At 70.4% G+C, this 15,032-nt stretch carries 16 protein-coding genes; 11 read left to right on the forward strand and 5 right to left on the reverse strand.

Annotated features, from left to right (window positions below; all coding sequences use genetic code 11):
* Complete coding sequence (locus D1J51_RS07195; RefSeq protein ID WP_119074513.1) at positions 1 to 1,008, forward strand: DNA topoisomerase IB; 1,008 nt, start codon at positions 1 to 3, stop codon at positions 1,006 to 1,008.
* Positions 1,009 to 1,099: 91 nt separating this feature from the next.
* The gene (locus D1J51_RS07200) at positions 1,100 to 2,596 is read left to right on the forward strand and encodes an FAD-dependent oxidoreductase (RefSeq protein WP_119074514.1); all 1,497 of its coding nucleotides are present in this window, start codon (positions 1,100 to 1,102) and stop codon (positions 2,594 to 2,596) included.
* A gap of 30 nt (positions 2,597 to 2,626) precedes the next feature.
* Here D1J51_RS07200 and D1J51_RS07205 read toward each other — a convergent pair whose 3' ends face one another.
* Both D1J51_RS07205 and D1J51_RS07210 read right to left on the reverse strand, forming a co-directional pair.
* A complete protein-coding gene (locus D1J51_RS07205) occupies positions 2,627 to 3,079 on the reverse strand; it encodes a DUF6098 family protein (protein ID WP_119074649.1) in 453 nt (150 codons plus the stop codon).
* Between the two features lie 20 nt (positions 3,080 to 3,099).
* The gene (locus tag D1J51_RS07210) at positions 3,100 to 3,771 is read right to left on the reverse strand and encodes a DUF6766 family protein (RefSeq protein ID WP_119074515.1); all 672 of its coding nucleotides are present in this window, start codon (positions 3,769 to 3,771) and stop codon (positions 3,100 to 3,102) included.
* A 327-nt stretch (positions 3,772 to 4,098) separates the two neighbouring features.
* Between D1J51_RS07210 and D1J51_RS07215 the strand changes: the two genes are divergently transcribed.
* From D1J51_RS07215 to D1J51_RS07225, 3 genes are all read left to right on the forward strand, one after another.
* Positions 4,099 to 4,365 carry a DUF7218 family protein gene (locus tag D1J51_RS07215; protein WP_119074516.1) on the forward strand — a complete coding sequence of 89 codons (267 nt, stop codon included), beginning with the start codon at positions 4,099 to 4,101 and terminating at the stop codon, positions 4,363 to 4,365.
* Positions 4,366 to 4,445: 80 nt separating this feature from the next.
* Positions 4,446 to 5,006 (forward strand): TetR/AcrR family transcriptional regulator, encoded by a 561-nt coding sequence (locus D1J51_RS07220; protein ID WP_119074517.1) that lies wholly within the window; start codon positions 4,446 to 4,448, stop codon positions 5,004 to 5,006.
* 156 nt (positions 5,007 to 5,162) lie between these two features.
* Positions 5,163 to 5,762, forward strand: a complete 600-nt coding sequence (locus tag D1J51_RS07225) for a membrane protein YczE (RefSeq protein WP_119074650.1) — start codon at positions 5,163 to 5,165, stop codon at positions 5,760 to 5,762.
* On the opposite strand, the gene D1J51_RS07230 is transcribed toward D1J51_RS07225, so the two are convergent.
* Positions 5,698 to 6,786 (reverse strand): LacI family DNA-binding transcriptional regulator, encoded by a 1,089-nt coding sequence (locus D1J51_RS07230; protein ID WP_162903708.1) that lies wholly within the window; start codon positions 6,784 to 6,786, stop codon positions 5,698 to 5,700. The two genes, D1J51_RS07225 and D1J51_RS07230, sit on opposite strands and share 65 nt — an antisense overlap.
* A 111-nt stretch (positions 6,787 to 6,897) precedes the next feature.
* Between D1J51_RS07230 and D1J51_RS07235 the strand changes: the two genes are divergently transcribed.
* The 6 genes from D1J51_RS07235 to D1J51_RS07260 are packed head-to-tail and all read left to right on the forward strand — an operon-like array spanning position 6,898 to position 12,549.
* Positions 6,898 to 7,776: an ABC transporter substrate-binding protein gene (locus tag D1J51_RS07235; protein ID WP_119074519.1), complete on the forward strand. Its 879-nt coding sequence runs from the start codon at positions 6,898 to 6,900 to the stop codon at positions 7,774 to 7,776.
* A complete protein-coding gene (locus D1J51_RS07240) occupies positions 7,776 to 8,879 on the forward strand; it encodes an amino acid ABC transporter permease (RefSeq protein WP_119074520.1) in 1,104 nt (367 codons plus the stop codon). The genes D1J51_RS07235 and D1J51_RS07240 overlap by 1 nt, the downstream gene beginning before the upstream one ends.
* Positions 8,880 to 8,883: 4 nt before the next feature.
* Positions 8,884 to 9,627 (forward strand): amino acid ABC transporter ATP-binding protein, encoded by a 744-nt coding sequence (locus D1J51_RS07245; RefSeq protein ID WP_119074521.1) that lies wholly within the window; start codon positions 8,884 to 8,886, stop codon positions 9,625 to 9,627.
* Complete coding sequence (locus tag D1J51_RS07250; RefSeq protein ID WP_119074522.1) at positions 9,624 to 10,352, forward strand: type 1 glutamine amidotransferase; 729 nt, start codon at positions 9,624 to 9,626, stop codon at positions 10,350 to 10,352. Before D1J51_RS07245 ends, D1J51_RS07250 begins: the two co-directional genes overlap by 4 nt.
* Complete coding sequence (locus D1J51_RS07255; RefSeq protein WP_205547795.1) at positions 10,349 to 11,725, forward strand: type III PLP-dependent enzyme domain-containing protein; 1,377 nt, start codon at positions 10,349 to 10,351, stop codon at positions 11,723 to 11,725. Before D1J51_RS07250 ends, D1J51_RS07255 begins: the two co-directional genes overlap by 4 nt.
* A complete protein-coding gene (locus D1J51_RS07260) occupies positions 11,722 to 12,549 on the forward strand; it encodes a type 1 glutamine amidotransferase (RefSeq protein WP_162903709.1) in 828 nt (275 codons plus the stop codon). Before D1J51_RS07255 ends, D1J51_RS07260 begins: the two co-directional genes overlap by 4 nt.
* Positions 12,550 to 12,624: 75 nt before the next feature.
* Here the strand turns inward: D1J51_RS07260 and D1J51_RS07265 are convergent, their stop codons facing one another.
* A complete protein-coding gene (locus D1J51_RS07265) occupies positions 12,625 to 14,646 on the reverse strand; it encodes an NADPH-dependent 2,4-dienoyl-CoA reductase (RefSeq protein ID WP_119074525.1) in 2,022 nt (673 codons plus the stop codon).
* A gap of 141 nt (positions 14,647 to 14,787) precedes the next feature.
* Entirely contained in the window at positions 14,788 to 14,991 is a 204-nt protein-coding gene (locus D1J51_RS07270; RefSeq protein WP_119074526.1) for a cold-shock protein, read from the reverse strand.
* Positions 14,992 to 15,032: the final 41 nt, after the last annotated feature.

The following is a 15,032-nucleotide window of genomic DNA, read 5'->3' on the forward strand; positions in this document are numbered from 1 at the left end:
ATGGCGAGCGGAACGCGCAGGCCGCCGATCACGCGCGAGGTCGCCGACGGCGGCTTCGTCTATCGGCTGAACGGACGCCGGATCCGGGCCCGGAGCGAGATCGAGCGCCTGAACGCGCTCGCGATCCCGCCCGCGTGGACCGACGTGGAGATCGCGCGCTCGCCCGCGGCGAAGGTGCTCGCGCGCGGCGTCGACGCGGCCGGCCGCACGCAGTCCATCTACAGCCCCGCCTACCGGCGCCGGATGGAGCGCCGGAAGTTCGACCGGCTCGTGCGCTTCGCCGAGGCGCTGCCGCGCCTGCGCGCGCGGGTGGACCGGGATCTGCGACGGCGGAGGCTGAGCCGCGATCGGGTGACGGCGTGCGTGATCCGGCTCATCGACCGCGAGTTCTTCCGCATCGGCAACGCCGAGTACGCGAAGCGCTACCGCAGCTACGGCATCACGACGCTGCGCGAGCAGCACGTGCACCCGTCGGGAGACTCCGTGGAGTTCGACTTCGTCGGGAAGAGCGGCAAGCGCCAGCGCAGGCGGGTGCGGGATCGGCGCGTCGCCCGGCTGCTCCGGCGGCTGACCGAGCTGCCCGGGCCCGAGGTCTTCCGCTTCTTCGACGAGGACGACGTCGACCGCCGGCTCAGCGCGAGGCACGTCAACGCGTACGTGAAGCGGCACATGGGGTCGGAGTTCTCGGCGAAGGACTTCCGCACCTGGGGCGGCACCCTGATCGCGGTGCGGCGACTGCTCGAGGTCGAGGCGGAGGAGCTCGCAGAGCCGAGGAGCGCCGCCGCCGCGGCGAGGGAGGCGGTCCGGGAGGCGGCCGAGACGCTCGGCAACACCGCCGCGGTCACCAGGTCCTCGTACATCGACCCCCGGGTGCTCGAGGCCTTCGAGGATCCGAGGGCGGTCGAGCGCCTGCGGCGGGAGCGAGCGCGCAAGCGCCCGCGGCGCTTCTTCAGCGTCGAGGAGCAGTGCGCCCTCTCGCTGCTGCGGAGGGGGCCCGTCCGCGGTTGAGCGCCCCGCTCGCCGATATCGGCCGGGTCGGCGCCCGCCGCGCTTGTCAAGGGGCTCGCGATCCGCGGGGGAGCGCCGTAGCGTCGCTCCCATGACCTCTCTCTGGCAGCTCACGGGCCCAGCGATGCGATCGGTGCCCTTCGACCCCTCATCGCGCCCCGACGCGATCGTGGTGGGCGCGGGTCTCACGGGCCTGGCGGCAGCGGTGCTCCTCTCACGCGCCGGGCTGCGGGTGACGGTGCTCGAGGCGCGCACAGCGGGCGCGGTGACCACGGGCAACACCACGGGCAAGTCGAGCCTGCTGCAGGGAACCGTGCTGTCGCAGCTTCGGGAGCACGCGGGAGACGAGGCGCTGCGAGCCTATGCGGAGGCGAACCGCGAGGGGCAGGCGTGGCTGCTGCGCGAGCTGCGTGCGCGAGGCGCTGGAGCGGCAGCGGAGCGACTGCCCGCCTACACCTACGTGGACTCCGCGGAGCACCTGGACCTGCTCGAGCGGGAGTTCGAGGCCTCCCGCGTCGCGGGCATCCCGGTGGAGCGCCTGGCCGACGCCGGGCTTCCGTTCGAAACGGCGGGCGCGCTCGTGCTCCGCGACCAGGCCCAGCTGCACCCGATGGCGGTGCTCGCCGCGCTCGCGGGGGAGCTGAACGAGCGGGGCGGGCGCCTGGTCGAGCGGTGCCGGGTGCGCGACGTCGAGAGCGTCGATGGCGGCGTGCTGGTGCGGACCGATCGGGGGAGCGTCTCGGCGGACACGTGCGTGCTGGCGACGGGGACGCCCATCCTCGATCGCGGCCTGTTCTTCGCGCGACTCGAACCGTCGAGGTCGTTCGTCTGCGCCTACCGGGTACCGCGGGAGCGGCTGCCCGAGGGGATGTATCTCTCGGTCGACGCGCCGGGTCGCTCGCTCCGCACGGCCCGGGGGGCTGACGGAGAGCCCCTGCTGCTGGTGGGCGGAGGATCCCACGTCACCGGCCGCGCCGCCGACATCGGGGCGGTGCTCGACGAGCTCGACGAGTGGACGGCAGCGCGTTTCCCGGGTGCGAGGCGCGCCCTGTGGTGGGCGGCGCAGGACTATCGCAGCCACACGCGCGTGCCGTACGCCGGGCCGCTGCCCGGCGACGGCGACCGCGTCTTCACCGCCACGGGCTTTCAGAAGTGGGGTATGACCAACGCGATCGCCGCTGCGCTCACGATCGCGGCCGATCTCCTGGGCGGGCGTCTCGACTGGGCGCGCACGCTGCGGGAACACCACCTGAGCCTCTTCGGCGTTCGCGACGCCCTGAGCGCGAACATCGCCGTGACGGGGCGCCTGGTCGGCGGATGGATCGGAGCGGAGACGAGCGTCTCGGTCGGCGCCGCAGAACCCGCGGAAGGGGAGGGGATGATCGCACGGGACGGCACGAAGCCGGTCGGGGTGGCTCGCGTCGACGGCAGGATCTGCCGCGTCTCCGGCGTCTGCCCGCACCTGGGCGGCATCCTCGCGTGGAACACCGCCGAGCGCAGCTGGGACTGTCCCCTCCACGGATCCCGCTTCACCGCGGACGGCTCCCGGCTCGAGGGCCCGGCGATCGACGACCTCGAACCGCGCTGACCCGCGGCGGAGGAACCCGCGAGCCGCGACTCAGGCCTCCAGGCCCCGGCTAGCGTCGAAGTGCGTCCGGTAGCGCTCCTCGGCCTCCTCGAGCAGAGACTCCGAGAGGCGCGCCACGGGCACGACATCTCGCAGCAGCGGCTCGCCGTCGGGCCCCCGGCCCACGACGACGCCGGTGAGCACCCAGGCGAAGCGATCCGGATCCGGCTTGCGCAGACGCCCGCACCTGCAGAGCTGGCGCGCGAGCCAGTCGGCCGCCGGTCGATGCCACCAGTCCTCGGGCTGCAGCGGGTTCGCCGGGAGGCCCGGGAGCTCGAGCCCGCTCTCGGCGTCGACGCTGCGGGCGCGCGAGTCGGCGACCGGCCCCTCCGAGTAGCGCACGTGCAGGTGCGGGTATCGACGCAGCGCCCCCTCGAGCTGGTAGAGCGACGTGAGCGCCTCCACCTCGAAGTCGCCGGTGCTCGTGTCAAATGGTGATCCCACCGTGATTTCCTCCTTCGTGATCACTCCGACTCGACGGCGGTGCGGTCGTGCGGCATGCCCACCGGCTTCGACTCCGCCGACCCGCGCTGCCGCAGGTAGATTGAGAACGCCACCATGCTGCCGACGGCCAGCAGTTCCGACTGCCAGTTCTGCAGCGTCCGGTTCCAGAAATCGGCCGACGCCAGGTAGCCCGCGAACGACACCTCCGGCTGGCCGTTCAGCGCTTGATCCTTGTTGAAGACGGTGACGCCGGCGACCGCCTGCAACAGCCAGGACAGCACGAAGACGGTGCCCATCATGAGGAGCAGCGAGTTGCTGTACACCCAGCGCCGCCAGCCCGTGCGTCGGGCCCAGGCCGGGGAATCGGGCCGGGCGTGCGCCCCGAGCAGCTGCTGCTCCTCGCTCCCCGTCCCCTCGTCCCCGGGCTTCTTCGACTCGGGGGAGCCGCGCTGCACGAACCAGACGGTCGCCAGGATGAACAGGAAGAACTGCAGATACTCCGACTGCCAGTTCTCGGCGACATCGACCACGAAGTCCGATGACGTGACGAAATCGATCCAGGTGCTCGTGCGGCCCCCGAGCGTGAGCTGATCCTCGTTGTACTGAGCGAGCCCCGCGACCGATTGCCCCGCCAGCGCGATCACAAAGGCGGCGGCGAAGCAGATCGAGAGGGCGTGATCCTTGATTCTCACGCGCTCACCTCCCCGTGAAGACGATGACGAACATGGCGGCGAGCCCCACGACGACCACCGCCGACCACCACGCGAAGACCATTTTCATGTCGTGATCGTATGACCGCCCGAACACTCGGCGGCAGGGCCTTGCGGGCTCGCGAGGTCTGTGGCATATCGCGCACCGGCCGCTTCCGGGCGGAGCTTCGAGCGCGATCGCCGCCGACGCAGAGTAGCCGCTCGCGGCCGAGCTGTCGAGGGCCTCGTCCTCGCGGCGCCGGGCGTCCTATCGTCGAAGGCGACAACCGACCATGCGCTTTGCGCGGAGCACGTCAGGAGCGACCCACGATGCCCAGGAAGCAGACGCCGCAGTTGAAGGATCCCGAGCTCTACGATCGACTGCGCGAGGACGGAGCCTCGGAGGAGAAGGCCGCCCGCATCTCGAACGCGGCTGCGAAGGAGGGGCGCTCGAGGGTGGGGCGCCGCGGCGGAGAGGCGGAGGACTACGAGGACCGCACGGTGAAGGAACTGCGCGAGCGAGCGAAGGAACTCGGCATCACGGGCTACTCGAAGCTCCGCAAGCGCGAGCTCATCGACAGGCTGCGCAACCACTGACCCGGAACCGCGCCGGCGCCGGGTGCGACGCCGCCGGTCGCGCCGGTCGCGCGAGCCGCCTCGGTCGATAGGGTGGAGCCATGTCCTCCTCACGCGGCAGACCGCACGCCTCGTCGCGCGAGGTGCTCGCGGACGCGGCCTGCGAGCTGTTTCTCGAGCGGGGCTACGAGGCGACGTCGGTCACGGAGATCACCCGCCGCGCCGGGGTCAGCCGGTCGAGCTTCTTCAACTACTTCGCGGGCAAGTCCGAGATCCTCTGGTACGTGCTCGACCGGCGCATCGACGCACTGCTCGCGGCACTCGCCGCCGCCGACGTCGAGCTCGCCGAGGCGCTCGGGGGCTTCGCGTCGGGCGAGCATCCGGACGCCCTGGCGCTCGCGATCGTCGACGCGCGCACGATGGGGGTCGAGGAGGAGCTGGCCGCGGGGAGGGCCTCTCGCCAGGCGCGCATCGCGGCCGCGATCGCCGACCGACTGGTGCGCGGCGGCTGCGATCCGATCCGCGCCGAGATTCTCGCGGCCGGCTACGCAGCGGCGCTCCTCTCGGCGGTGTGGCGCTGGGCCGACCGCGGCGCGGGTCGTCACCGTCTGGAGGACGTGCTCGGGGAGGCGATCGGGATCGCCCGGGAGCTGCTCGGCTGAGCAGCGGGATCGAGCGGCGGATCCGGATCGTGCGCGCGAGCCGTTCGGCGCGACCCGGTGCCCGGTGCGAAGGCCCCAGGCCTGCGCCCACCGTGCCCTGCGCCCCCGGAAGGCCATAGGCTGGAGCGGTTGCCCGGATGAGGAGGAGCGATGCGGATGCCGGAGCGGCTCGGCAGGCGCAGCCTGCAGCTCGTGGTCGGCCTGTACCTGTACGGGCTCGGCATCGCGCTGGTGGTGCGCAGCCGGCTCGGCTCGGCGCCGTGGGACGTGCTCACGCAGGGCATCATCAATCACGTGCCGCTGAGCTTCGGCGCGGTCACGGTGATCACGAGCGTCGCGGTGCTGCTGCTCTGGATCCCGCTGCGGCAGCGGCCGGGCCTCGGCAGCCTGGTCAACGCGCTGCTCGTCGGCCCCTTCGCCGACCTCAGTTTTCTCTTCCTGCCCGAGCTCGACGCGCTGTGGCTGCGCATTCCGCTCCTGGGGCTCGGGATCGTGGCCGTGGGAGCGGCCACCGGCCTCTACATCGGCGCAGGTTTCGGCCCCGGCCCCCGCGACGGCCTCATGACCGGGCTGCACGTGGTGACCGGGCGGCCCGTCTGGATCGTGCGCACCGCGCTCGAGGTGACCGTCGTCACCATCGGCTGGCTGCTCGGGGGCACGGTCGGACCGGGCACGCTGGCGTTCGCGCTGCTCATCGGCCCGCTGTGCCAGTTCTTCCTGAGGGTGTTCGCGATCCCGCCGTCGAAGGATCGGTAGCGCGGGATCGCCGGCGCTCCTGACCGGTGCTGCCGCCGGTGAGCACCCGCATCGGCATCAGCACGTCGTCCGGCGAGCCGCCCTCGAGCAGTCGGATGAGCGTCCGAGCGCTCTGCGCCCCGGATTCGACGGGGTCGAGGACGAGATAGATGAGCCTGGGGTCGGCTGCGGCCTCGTGCTCCTCCGCGGCGACGGCGACGGCGAGGTCTCCGGGGATGTCGATGCCGAGTTCTGCGGCCGCCGTGGCGATGGCCCGGCCGTAGGTGCTGTTCAAGCAGTAGACGGAGTCGTAGTCGCCGTGCGAGCCGGAGAGGAGGTCGCGGGCTCCGTCGATGGGGTGCTGCCCTTCGTGCAGGCGATACTCGAACGGCTCGACGGCGTGCGATTCGCACCACTCGGTGTACGAGGACAACGACAGGTCGGTGTACAGATCGTTGGTGGGCCCGCGGAGGAAGGCAGGGTTGCGGGAGCCCCTGAGCCGGAACTCGTCGAGCACGCGGGGAACGCCGAGTTCGACCTGGGCGCGCACGGACCGCAGCGGGCCCGGCGGCACCTCGCCGGAGTACCCTCCCTCGGCGATCACGGCGACGCCGTGGGAGAGCGCCTGCTTGACGAACGGGTCGTCCGGCCGAGGGTCCACCATGATCACGCCGTCGAGGGAGAACCTGTCGACGAAGGAGCCGTCGGGACCGACGAGCATGGCGGTGATGGTGTAGCCGTGCTCGAGCGCCTCCATCGCGGCGCCGGCGATGATGCCGCGGTAGTAGGGGAGGTAGGTGTGCTCCCAGATATCGGTCGCGCCGTGCTGCACCGCGACCCCGATCACGTTGGTGCGACCGGAGCGGAATACTTTGCTGATCCAGCCGGGCCGGTAGCCGAGTTCCTCGCCGACGGCGAGCACCCGCTCGCGCGTGGCCTGCGCGACTTCCCCCTTGTTGTTGTAGACCAGGGACACCGTCGCGGTGGAGACGCCCGCGGCGGCGGCGACCTCGCGGATCGTGATCTTCCCTGAAGCGCCCGGCATCCGATTCCTCCCAACGGTGAAGGTCGAGGTTGACAGTTCTTCGATGAGCCACATACTATCGGCCCATACCTAAACCGGTTTAGATATGGACATCTCTGAGAAAGGTATTCAATGAAGAAGCAAATTCTTGCCGGACTGGCACTGGCGGCCTCGGCCGGTCTCCTGCTCACCGGCTGCAGCGCGGGCTCCAACTCGTCGAGCGGCGCCGACGCCGCCACGAAGTCGTACGGCGACTGCGACGTGTCGGGGAAGAAGGGCGAGTTCACCCTCAAGACGCTCACCGAGGGGCAGCTCACGGTGAAGGCGGATCTGCCGAGCAAGGGCTGGTACAACGGCGACACCGTCAACTCGATCAAGGACGGCGTGGACTTCTGCATCCTCGCGAACATCGCCTATCGCTCGGGTATCGACAAGATCGATCTGCAGAACGCCTCGTTCGACGGGCTCATCGCGGGCAAGGCCGGCGACATGGACCTCACCCTCAATCAGATCACCATCACCGACGAGCGGGCGAAGATCTTCGACTTCTCGGAGCCCTACTACTCATCCACCGTGGGCGTCGTGGTGAAGAAGGGCTCCGACATCGACGCCGACTCGCTGCGCGACGCGAAGATCGGAGTGAAGCAGGGCACGACCGAGCAGCTCTTCGTGGAGCAGACGCTCAAGCCCTCGCAGCAGGTCTCGGTCTTCCCCGGCGATCCCGAGCTCGATGCCGCTGTGGCCGCGGGGCAGATCGACGCCGCCGTGCAGGACCTCAGCGTGGCGCTCGGCTCGACCTCGGCTTCGAACGGCGCCATCGAGGTGATCGGCCAGTACGACAGCGGTCAGAACATGGGCGTGCTGCTGCCGAAGGACTCGCCGAACACCGCGGTCGTGAGCGAGATCATCGCGCAGATGAAGCAGGACGGCACGATCGACGAGCTCGCGTCGAAGTACCTGAGCAAGGCGTACGGCGTCGACCCGACCGAGATCCCGGTCTGGAGCCTCTGATGTCGCTCAGCTCGGCGACGCAGCCGGTGCGCATTCGCGAGCGCATCACGTCCGAACGCGACACCTCCGGCACCGCGCTCCTGGTCGGTGGACTTGTCTGGGCGCTGGCGGTCGCGGCCACCGCGCTCACCGCTATCTCGCTGCCCCAGGCGGCTTCCCCGGGTTGGCAGGTCGGGATCGCGGCGGTGCTCTGGATCCTCGTCGCCCTCGCGCTGGTCTCCGGTTACCCGCTCGTGCAGGGACTGCAGGCGCGCACGCGCGCCGCCGCGGCCAAGCGCGCGGGGGACGACACCGGTGCCCGCGCGGCGAGGCACCGTGCGCGCCAGTCCGGCTGGATCGCCGCGGGTTTCGCGCTGCCGATCCTGCTGCTCACCGTGTTCGCGCAGTTCCTCGCGGCGAATGACCACGCCGTGCAGACCACGTTCTTCGACGTCCCCTTCATGCTGCAGAGCCTGAAGGACATCGCGATCGGCTTCTGGCAGAACGTGCAGATCGCCGTTCTCGCGGAGATCCTCGTGCTGGTCTGGGCGATGGTCATCGCCCTCGCCAGGATCCTCCCGGGTCGCGCAGGTCGGCCGATCCGGTGGCTCGCGACGGCGTACATCGATGCGTTCCGCGCGGTTCCGTCGATCATCGTCATTTACCTGGTCGGGTTCGGCCTTCCGCTGGCGGGCATTCCCTTCTTCAGCGAGCTCGGGCCGTTCTGGTCGTCGGTGCTCGCGCTGACGCTGACCTACGGCGCGTACGTCGCCGAGGTCTACCGCTCCGGCATCGACAGCATCCACTGGTCCCAGGTCGCCGCGGCTCGCTCGCTCGGCCTCAGCTACGGCAAGACGATGCGCTTCGTTGTCGTGCCTCAGGCCGTGCGCCGGGTGCTGCCGCCGTTGCTCAACGACTTCATCGGCCTGCAGAAGGACACGGCGCTCGTCACGATCATCGGCATGGTGGACGCGTTCACGCAGGCGAAGATCCTCTCGAGCAACTACTTCAACCTGTCCTCGGTGACGGTCGTCGCGATCCTCTTCATCATCATCACCATCCCGCAGACCCGGTTCGTCGACCGGCTGATCGAGCGCGACAACCGCGCCAAGACAAGGGGCTGAGCCCATGGCATTCCTCGAACTCAACGGACTGCGCAAGTCGTACGGCGACCACGAGGTGCTGCGCGGCATCGACCTGCACATCGAGCAGCACCAGGTGGTCTGCCTCATCGGAGCCTCCGGCTGCGGCAAGTCGACCCTGCTGCGCACCATCAACGGCCTGGAGGAGATCCAGGAAGGCGAGATCCGGCTCGACGACGAGTGCGTCTCGGGCGAGGGAGTCGACCTGGATCGCCTGCGCACGCGCATCGGGATCGTGTTCCAGAGCTTCAACCTGTTCCCCCACATGACCGTGCTCGACAACGTCACGCTCGGCCCGCGTCGGGTGCTCGGCGTCAGCGCCAGGGAAGCGGAGGAGTTCGCGCGCAAGCTGCTCGCCCGCGTCGGTCTCGAGGCGAAGGCCGACTCCTACCCCGATCAGCTGTCGGGAGGCCAGCAGCAGCGCGTGGCGATCGTGCGCGCCGTCGCGATGAACACCGACGTGCTGCTGCTCGACGAGATCACCTCGGCGCTCGATCCCGAACTCGTCGCCGAAGTGCTGAACATCGTGAAGGATCTCGCGGCGGACGGGCTCACGATCCTCATGGCGACGCACGAGATGAACTTCGCGCGCGACGTGGCCGACTCGATCGCGTTCCTGCACGAGGGGCGTGTGCTCGAGCAGGGGCCGCCTGAGCAGATCTTCGGCGCGCCGCGCGCGGAGCGCACGCGTGAGTTCCTCAGCCAGATCATCGCGGCAGGCCGCCTGTGAGCGCGACGCGGGTGCTCGTCGTCGAGCACGAGGCAGACACAGGCATCCAGCGGGTCGGCCGAGCACTCTCGGAGGCCGGCGCGCAGCTCGACATCGTCGGACCCGAGACCGGGACCGAGCTGCCGGAGAACCTGGCGGGCTACGATGCGCTGGTCGTGCTCGGCGGGTCTCCGGGACCCGAGGACGACGATCGGGCCCCCTGGATGCCGCGCACCCGCTCCCTCGTGCGCGAGGCGCTCGACGGCGAAGTTCCGTACCTCGGGATCTGTCTCGGCGCTCAGGTGCTGGGCGTCGTCGCGGGCGGCGCGGTCGGCGATGCCGAGCATCCCGAGGTGGGCCTCTGCGGATTCGAGCTCACCCCGGCGGCCGAGGGGGACCCGCTGCTCGGCGGTCTCGAAACGACCGCGGGGCCGTTGCGCGCGATGCAGTGGCACTTCCTGGAGGTCACCCGGCTGCCGCCGGGCAGCGTCTCGCTCGCCCGGAGCGGGGCCTGCGCCAACCAGGCCTTCCGCGTCGGACGGAACGCGTGGGGAGTGCAGTTCCATCTCGAGGCCGACGCGGAGATCGCCGCGGGGTGGGCCGGGCCCGAGCACTCGAGGCGCGAGCTTGCCCGAGCGGGGCTCACGGCGGAGAATGTCGTTGCGCGGATGAGGGAGGACGAGGAATGGCTCGACCGGACCTGGAGCGACGTGGCGCGGCGGTGGCTCGCGGTGGCCAGAGGGTGAGCGAGACGGTTCCGGCCGAGCGTCGCCGGCAGATCATCTCGGCCGCGCTCGAGCATCGCCTTCTCGATGCCGCTGACGCGCCGCTCGCCGCCTTCATGGACCTGGACGGGATCGCGGAGAACGTCGCCGCCCTGCAACGGGCGTTCGCCGAGTCCCTTCCCGATGGGGCCGGTGCGCAGCACGCCTTCGCGGTGAAGGCGCACAGCGAGATCCCGATGCTGCGCTACCTGCATTCGCTGGGCATGGGGTGCGAGGTCGCGAGTGAGGGCGAGCTGGCGCAGGCGCTCCGAGCCGGAGTGGCTCCCGAGAGAATCGTGTTCGATTCGCCGGCGAAGTCGGTGCACGAGCTCGAATGGGCGCTCTCGCTCGGCGCCGCGGTGAACGCCGACAACTTCCAGGAACTCGACCGGATCACGCGCATCCGCGAGGAGCTGACGCCCGAGAGCGCATCGGTGATCGGCATCAGGGTCAATCCTCAGGCCGGCGTCGGAGCGATCGCCGCGATGAGCACGGCCGGCGAGCACTCTAAGTTCGGCATCCCGCTGCGAGACTCCGGCAACCGCGCGCAGTTGGTCGATGCCTACCTCGAGCGCCCCTGGCTCAGCCGCCTGCACGCGCACATCGGCTCTCAGGGCTTCCCGATCGAGCTCGTCGTAGAAGGGCTCAACGCCGTCATCGATCTGGCCGAGGAGATCGATGAGCGAGCCGGGGAGCGCCGAGTGGTCTCCATCGACATCGGCGGCGGTCTCGCGGTCGACTTTGCGGGGGAGGAGCCGCGCACCAACTGGGCGGGCTATGCCGCCGCACTGCGACAAGGCGCTCCTCGACTTTTCAGCGGCGACTACGACCTCGTCACCGAGTTCGGGCGCAGCGTGCTCGCCAAATTCGGCTTCATCGCCGCGTACGTCGAGTACACGAAGGAAGCCGGCGGGCGCAGAATCGCCATCACGCACGCCGGGGCCCAAGTGGCGATGCGCACGACCTTCATGCCGGAGGCGTGGCCGATCCGAGTCGAGGCGAGGAATGCCGACGGTTCGCCGAAGATCGCGCCGGCCGAGGTGCACGACGTCGCCGGTCCCTGCTGCTTCGCCGGAGATCTCGTGGCCAGGGAACGCGAGTTGCCCCGCCTCGACCCGGGCGACATCGTGACGCTTCTCGACACCGGCGCCTACTACGCCTCGACCGGATTCCGCTACAACTCGCTCCTCGAGCCCGGGATCTACGGAGCGCGTTCCGCGGAGGGAGGGATCGCATTCGAGACCATCCGCGCCCCCGAGACCCTCACCGCCCTCCTGGCGCGGACCCCGGACGACACCGCTTCGGTCGAGACCCCGGACCGATCGCGGGTGTCGACCGCGGGGGAGGCCTCGTGAACCGCCTGCTCGTCGTGCAGCACGAGGCCGACGCCGGGATCGGCCAGTTCGCCGCCCGCCTGGCGTCCGTCGATCTCGCGGTCGAGACGGTCGGGGCCGCCACCCGCCGAGCGGTGCCGGCATCTCTCGACGGGTTCGATGCGCTGATCGTGCTGGGCGGAGCCCCGCAGCCGACAGACGACGATGCGGCGCCATGGCTTCCGCGAGTGCGTTCCCTGGTCGCCGATGCCATCGACAGGGAAGCCCCCTATCTCGGCGTATGCCTTGGCGCCCAAGTGCTCGCGGTGGTGGCCGGAGGAACCGTTGCTCCGGCGCGGGTGCGCCCCGAAGTCGGTCTGACCGACATCGTGCTCGACCCCGAAGCGAAGGGCGATCCGCTGTTCGGCGGGCTGCCGGAGCGGGTGCGCGCTGTCGAGTGGCACTTCGACGAGGTGATCGAGCTCCCCGACGGGGCCGTGCGGCTCGGAGGGAGCGAGGCCTGCGAGCACCAGGCTTTCCGCCTCGGGACGCACGCGTGGGGCGTGCAGTTCCACCCGGAGCTGCTGAGCGAGGGGTTGAGCCGGTGGGTACGGGACTCCCCGGACTCGTTGCGCCGAGCGGGGCTCTCCGCGGACCAGGTGCTTGAGCTCGTCGCGTCTAAGGATCGATACCTGCAAGCGGTCTGGGGAGCGTTCTTCGACCGTTGGGTGCATCTCGCCGCGCGGGCAGACGGATCGCCGGCACTCCCTCGCCGTCATTCTGCGCGGAGTGAGGAACGAGCGCAGTCGCAGAATCCAGTCCGATCGGATCCTGCGACTCGCAAGCTCGCGCAAGATGACGTGTAGGCCGCTCGCGCGGGATGACGTAGGGGAGGCTCGCGCAGGATAGCCGGGAAGGTGGCGCGCGGAAGCGCCACCACCTCACAGCGCCGCCGCGAGCCGCGTGCCCTGATCGATGGCGCGCTTCGCGTCGAGCTCGGCGGCGACGTCCGCTCCGCCGATGAGGTGCGCCGCGATCCCGAGCCCGGCCAGCTCGTCGTGCAGTTCGCGCGCCGGATCCTGCCCGGTGCACAGCACGATCGTATCGACGGCGAGGGCGTGCTCCTCGCCGTCGAGAGTCACGTGCAGGCCTTCGTCGTCGATGCGCCGGTACTCGACCCCGGGCATCGTGCGCACTCCGCGTCGGGCGAGCTCGGTGCGGTGGATCCACCCGGTGGTCTTGCCGAGGCCGGCGCCGACCTTGCTCGCCTTGCGCTGCAGCAGCGCGACGGTGCGTCTGGGGCGCTCCTCGACGGGGGTCGCGAGCCCGCCCGGGCGCGCGTACGCCGGGTCGACGCCCCAGTGCGCGAGGAAGCCCGCGACGTCGGTGGGATCCTCGTCTCCATCGCTCGTGAGAAACTCCGCGACGTCGAAGCCGATGCCGCCGGCGCCGAGGATCGCGACGCGGTCGCCGACCGGCGCGCCATCGCGCAGCACGTCGAGATAGCTCACCACGCTCGGGTGGTCGAGACCCGGGATCTCGGGGCGGCGCGGGTGCACGCCGGTCGCGAGCACGATCTCGTCGAAGCCGCCGCCTGCGAGATCGCCCGCGGTGACGCGGTGGCCCAGCCGCAGCTTCACGCCGGTCTCATCGAGGCGCGTCCTGAAGTAGCGCAGCGTCTCGGCGAACTCGCTCTTGCCGGGAACGCGCATGGCCACGTTGATCTGCCCGCCCACCCGGTCCGAGGCCTCGAAGAGTGTCACCTCGTGGCCGCGCGAGGCGGCGGTGGTGGCCGCCGCGAGACCCGCGGGACCGGAGCCCACGACGGCGACGCGCTTCCGCTCGGCGGCGGGGGAGATGACCAGCTCCGTCTCGTGGCCCGCGCGCGGATTGACGAGGCAGGAGGTGAGCTTGCCGACGAAGGTGTGGTCGAGACAGGCCTGGTTGCAGCCGATGCAGGTGTTGATGCGCTCGGGGGCGCCCGCCGCGGCCTTGCGCACGAACTCGGGATCGGCGAGAAAGGGGCGCGCCAGCGAGACGAGGTCGGCGCAGCCGCCGGCGAGCAGGCGCTCGGCGGTGCCGGGCGTGTTGATGCGGTTCGTCGTGATGAGCGGGATCGTCACCTCGCCCATGACCCGCTTCGTCACCCAGGCGAAGGCGCCGCGCGGCACCGAGCTCGCGATGGTCGGGATCCGGGCCTCGTGCCAGCCGATCCCGGTGTTGAGCAGCGTCGCGCCGGCCCCCTCGATGAGACGCGCCAGCGCGATCACCTCGTCCTGCGTCGCGCCGTCGGGCACGAGGTCGAGCATGGAGAGGCGGTAGACGATGATGAAGCGCTCGCCGACGGCCGCGCGCACGCGGCGCACGATCTCGACGGGGAAGCGGCTGCGGTTCTCGAAGGAGCCGCCCCAGCGGTCCGCGCGGTGGTTCGTGTACCGGGCGGTGAACTCGTTGATGAGATAGCCCTCGGAGCCCATGATCTCGACGCCGTCGTAGCCGGCCTCCCGGGCCAGGACCGCGGTGCGCACGTAGTCGTCGATCGTGCGCTCGATGCCCGCGTCGTCGAGCTCGCGCGGGGTGAGAGGCGAGATGGGCGCCTGGATCGGGCTCGGCGCGACGATGTCGGGGTGGGCGCCGTAGCGGCCGGCGTGGAGGATCTGCAGCGCGATCCGGCCTCCCGCCTCGTGCACGGCATCCGTGACGATACGGTGCGGCTCGGCCTCGGCCGCCGTCGTGAGCATCGCCGCCGCAGGCTTCAGGCGGCCCTCGGCGTTGGGGGCGATGCCGCCCGTGACGATGAGCGCCGCATCGGCGCGCTCGCGGTAGAACGCGGCGAGGCGCTCGAAGCCGCCCGCCACCTCCTCGAGGCCGAGATGCATCGAGCCCATGACCACGCGGTTCGGGAGGACGGCGAACCCCAGGTCGAGGGGATCGAGGAGACGCGGGTAGGTCTGCGCTGACATGCCTTCACCGTTTCGGTCGCTGATGGATGCAACGAATGTAGCGTCACCCTCAAAGCACTGTCGAGGTGGCTGTGGCGAGTATACAAAAAGGTGCGGGGGTGCGAGGCCGAAGCCCCGCACCCCCGTTGGGTCGCGTGCGACTTAGAGCGCGCGGATGTTGCTCGCCTGCAGGCCCTTGGGGCCCTGCTCGACGTCGAACTCGACGCGCTGATTCTCGAAGAGGTCGCGACGGCCGTTGCCCTGGATCGCGCTGAAGTGCGCGAAGACGTCGGATGCTCCGTCGTCGGGGGTGATGAAGCCGAAGCCCTTTTCGGAGTTGAACCATTTCACGGTGCCGGTGGTCATACTGTATTTCCTTCGTGTTGCTGGCCGCGGGTGCGGCCGGG

This window comes from Leucobacter sp. wl10, assembly GCF_003569785.1.
Taxonomy (GTDB): domain Bacteria; phylum Actinomycetota; class Actinomycetes; order Actinomycetales; family Microbacteriaceae; genus Leucobacter.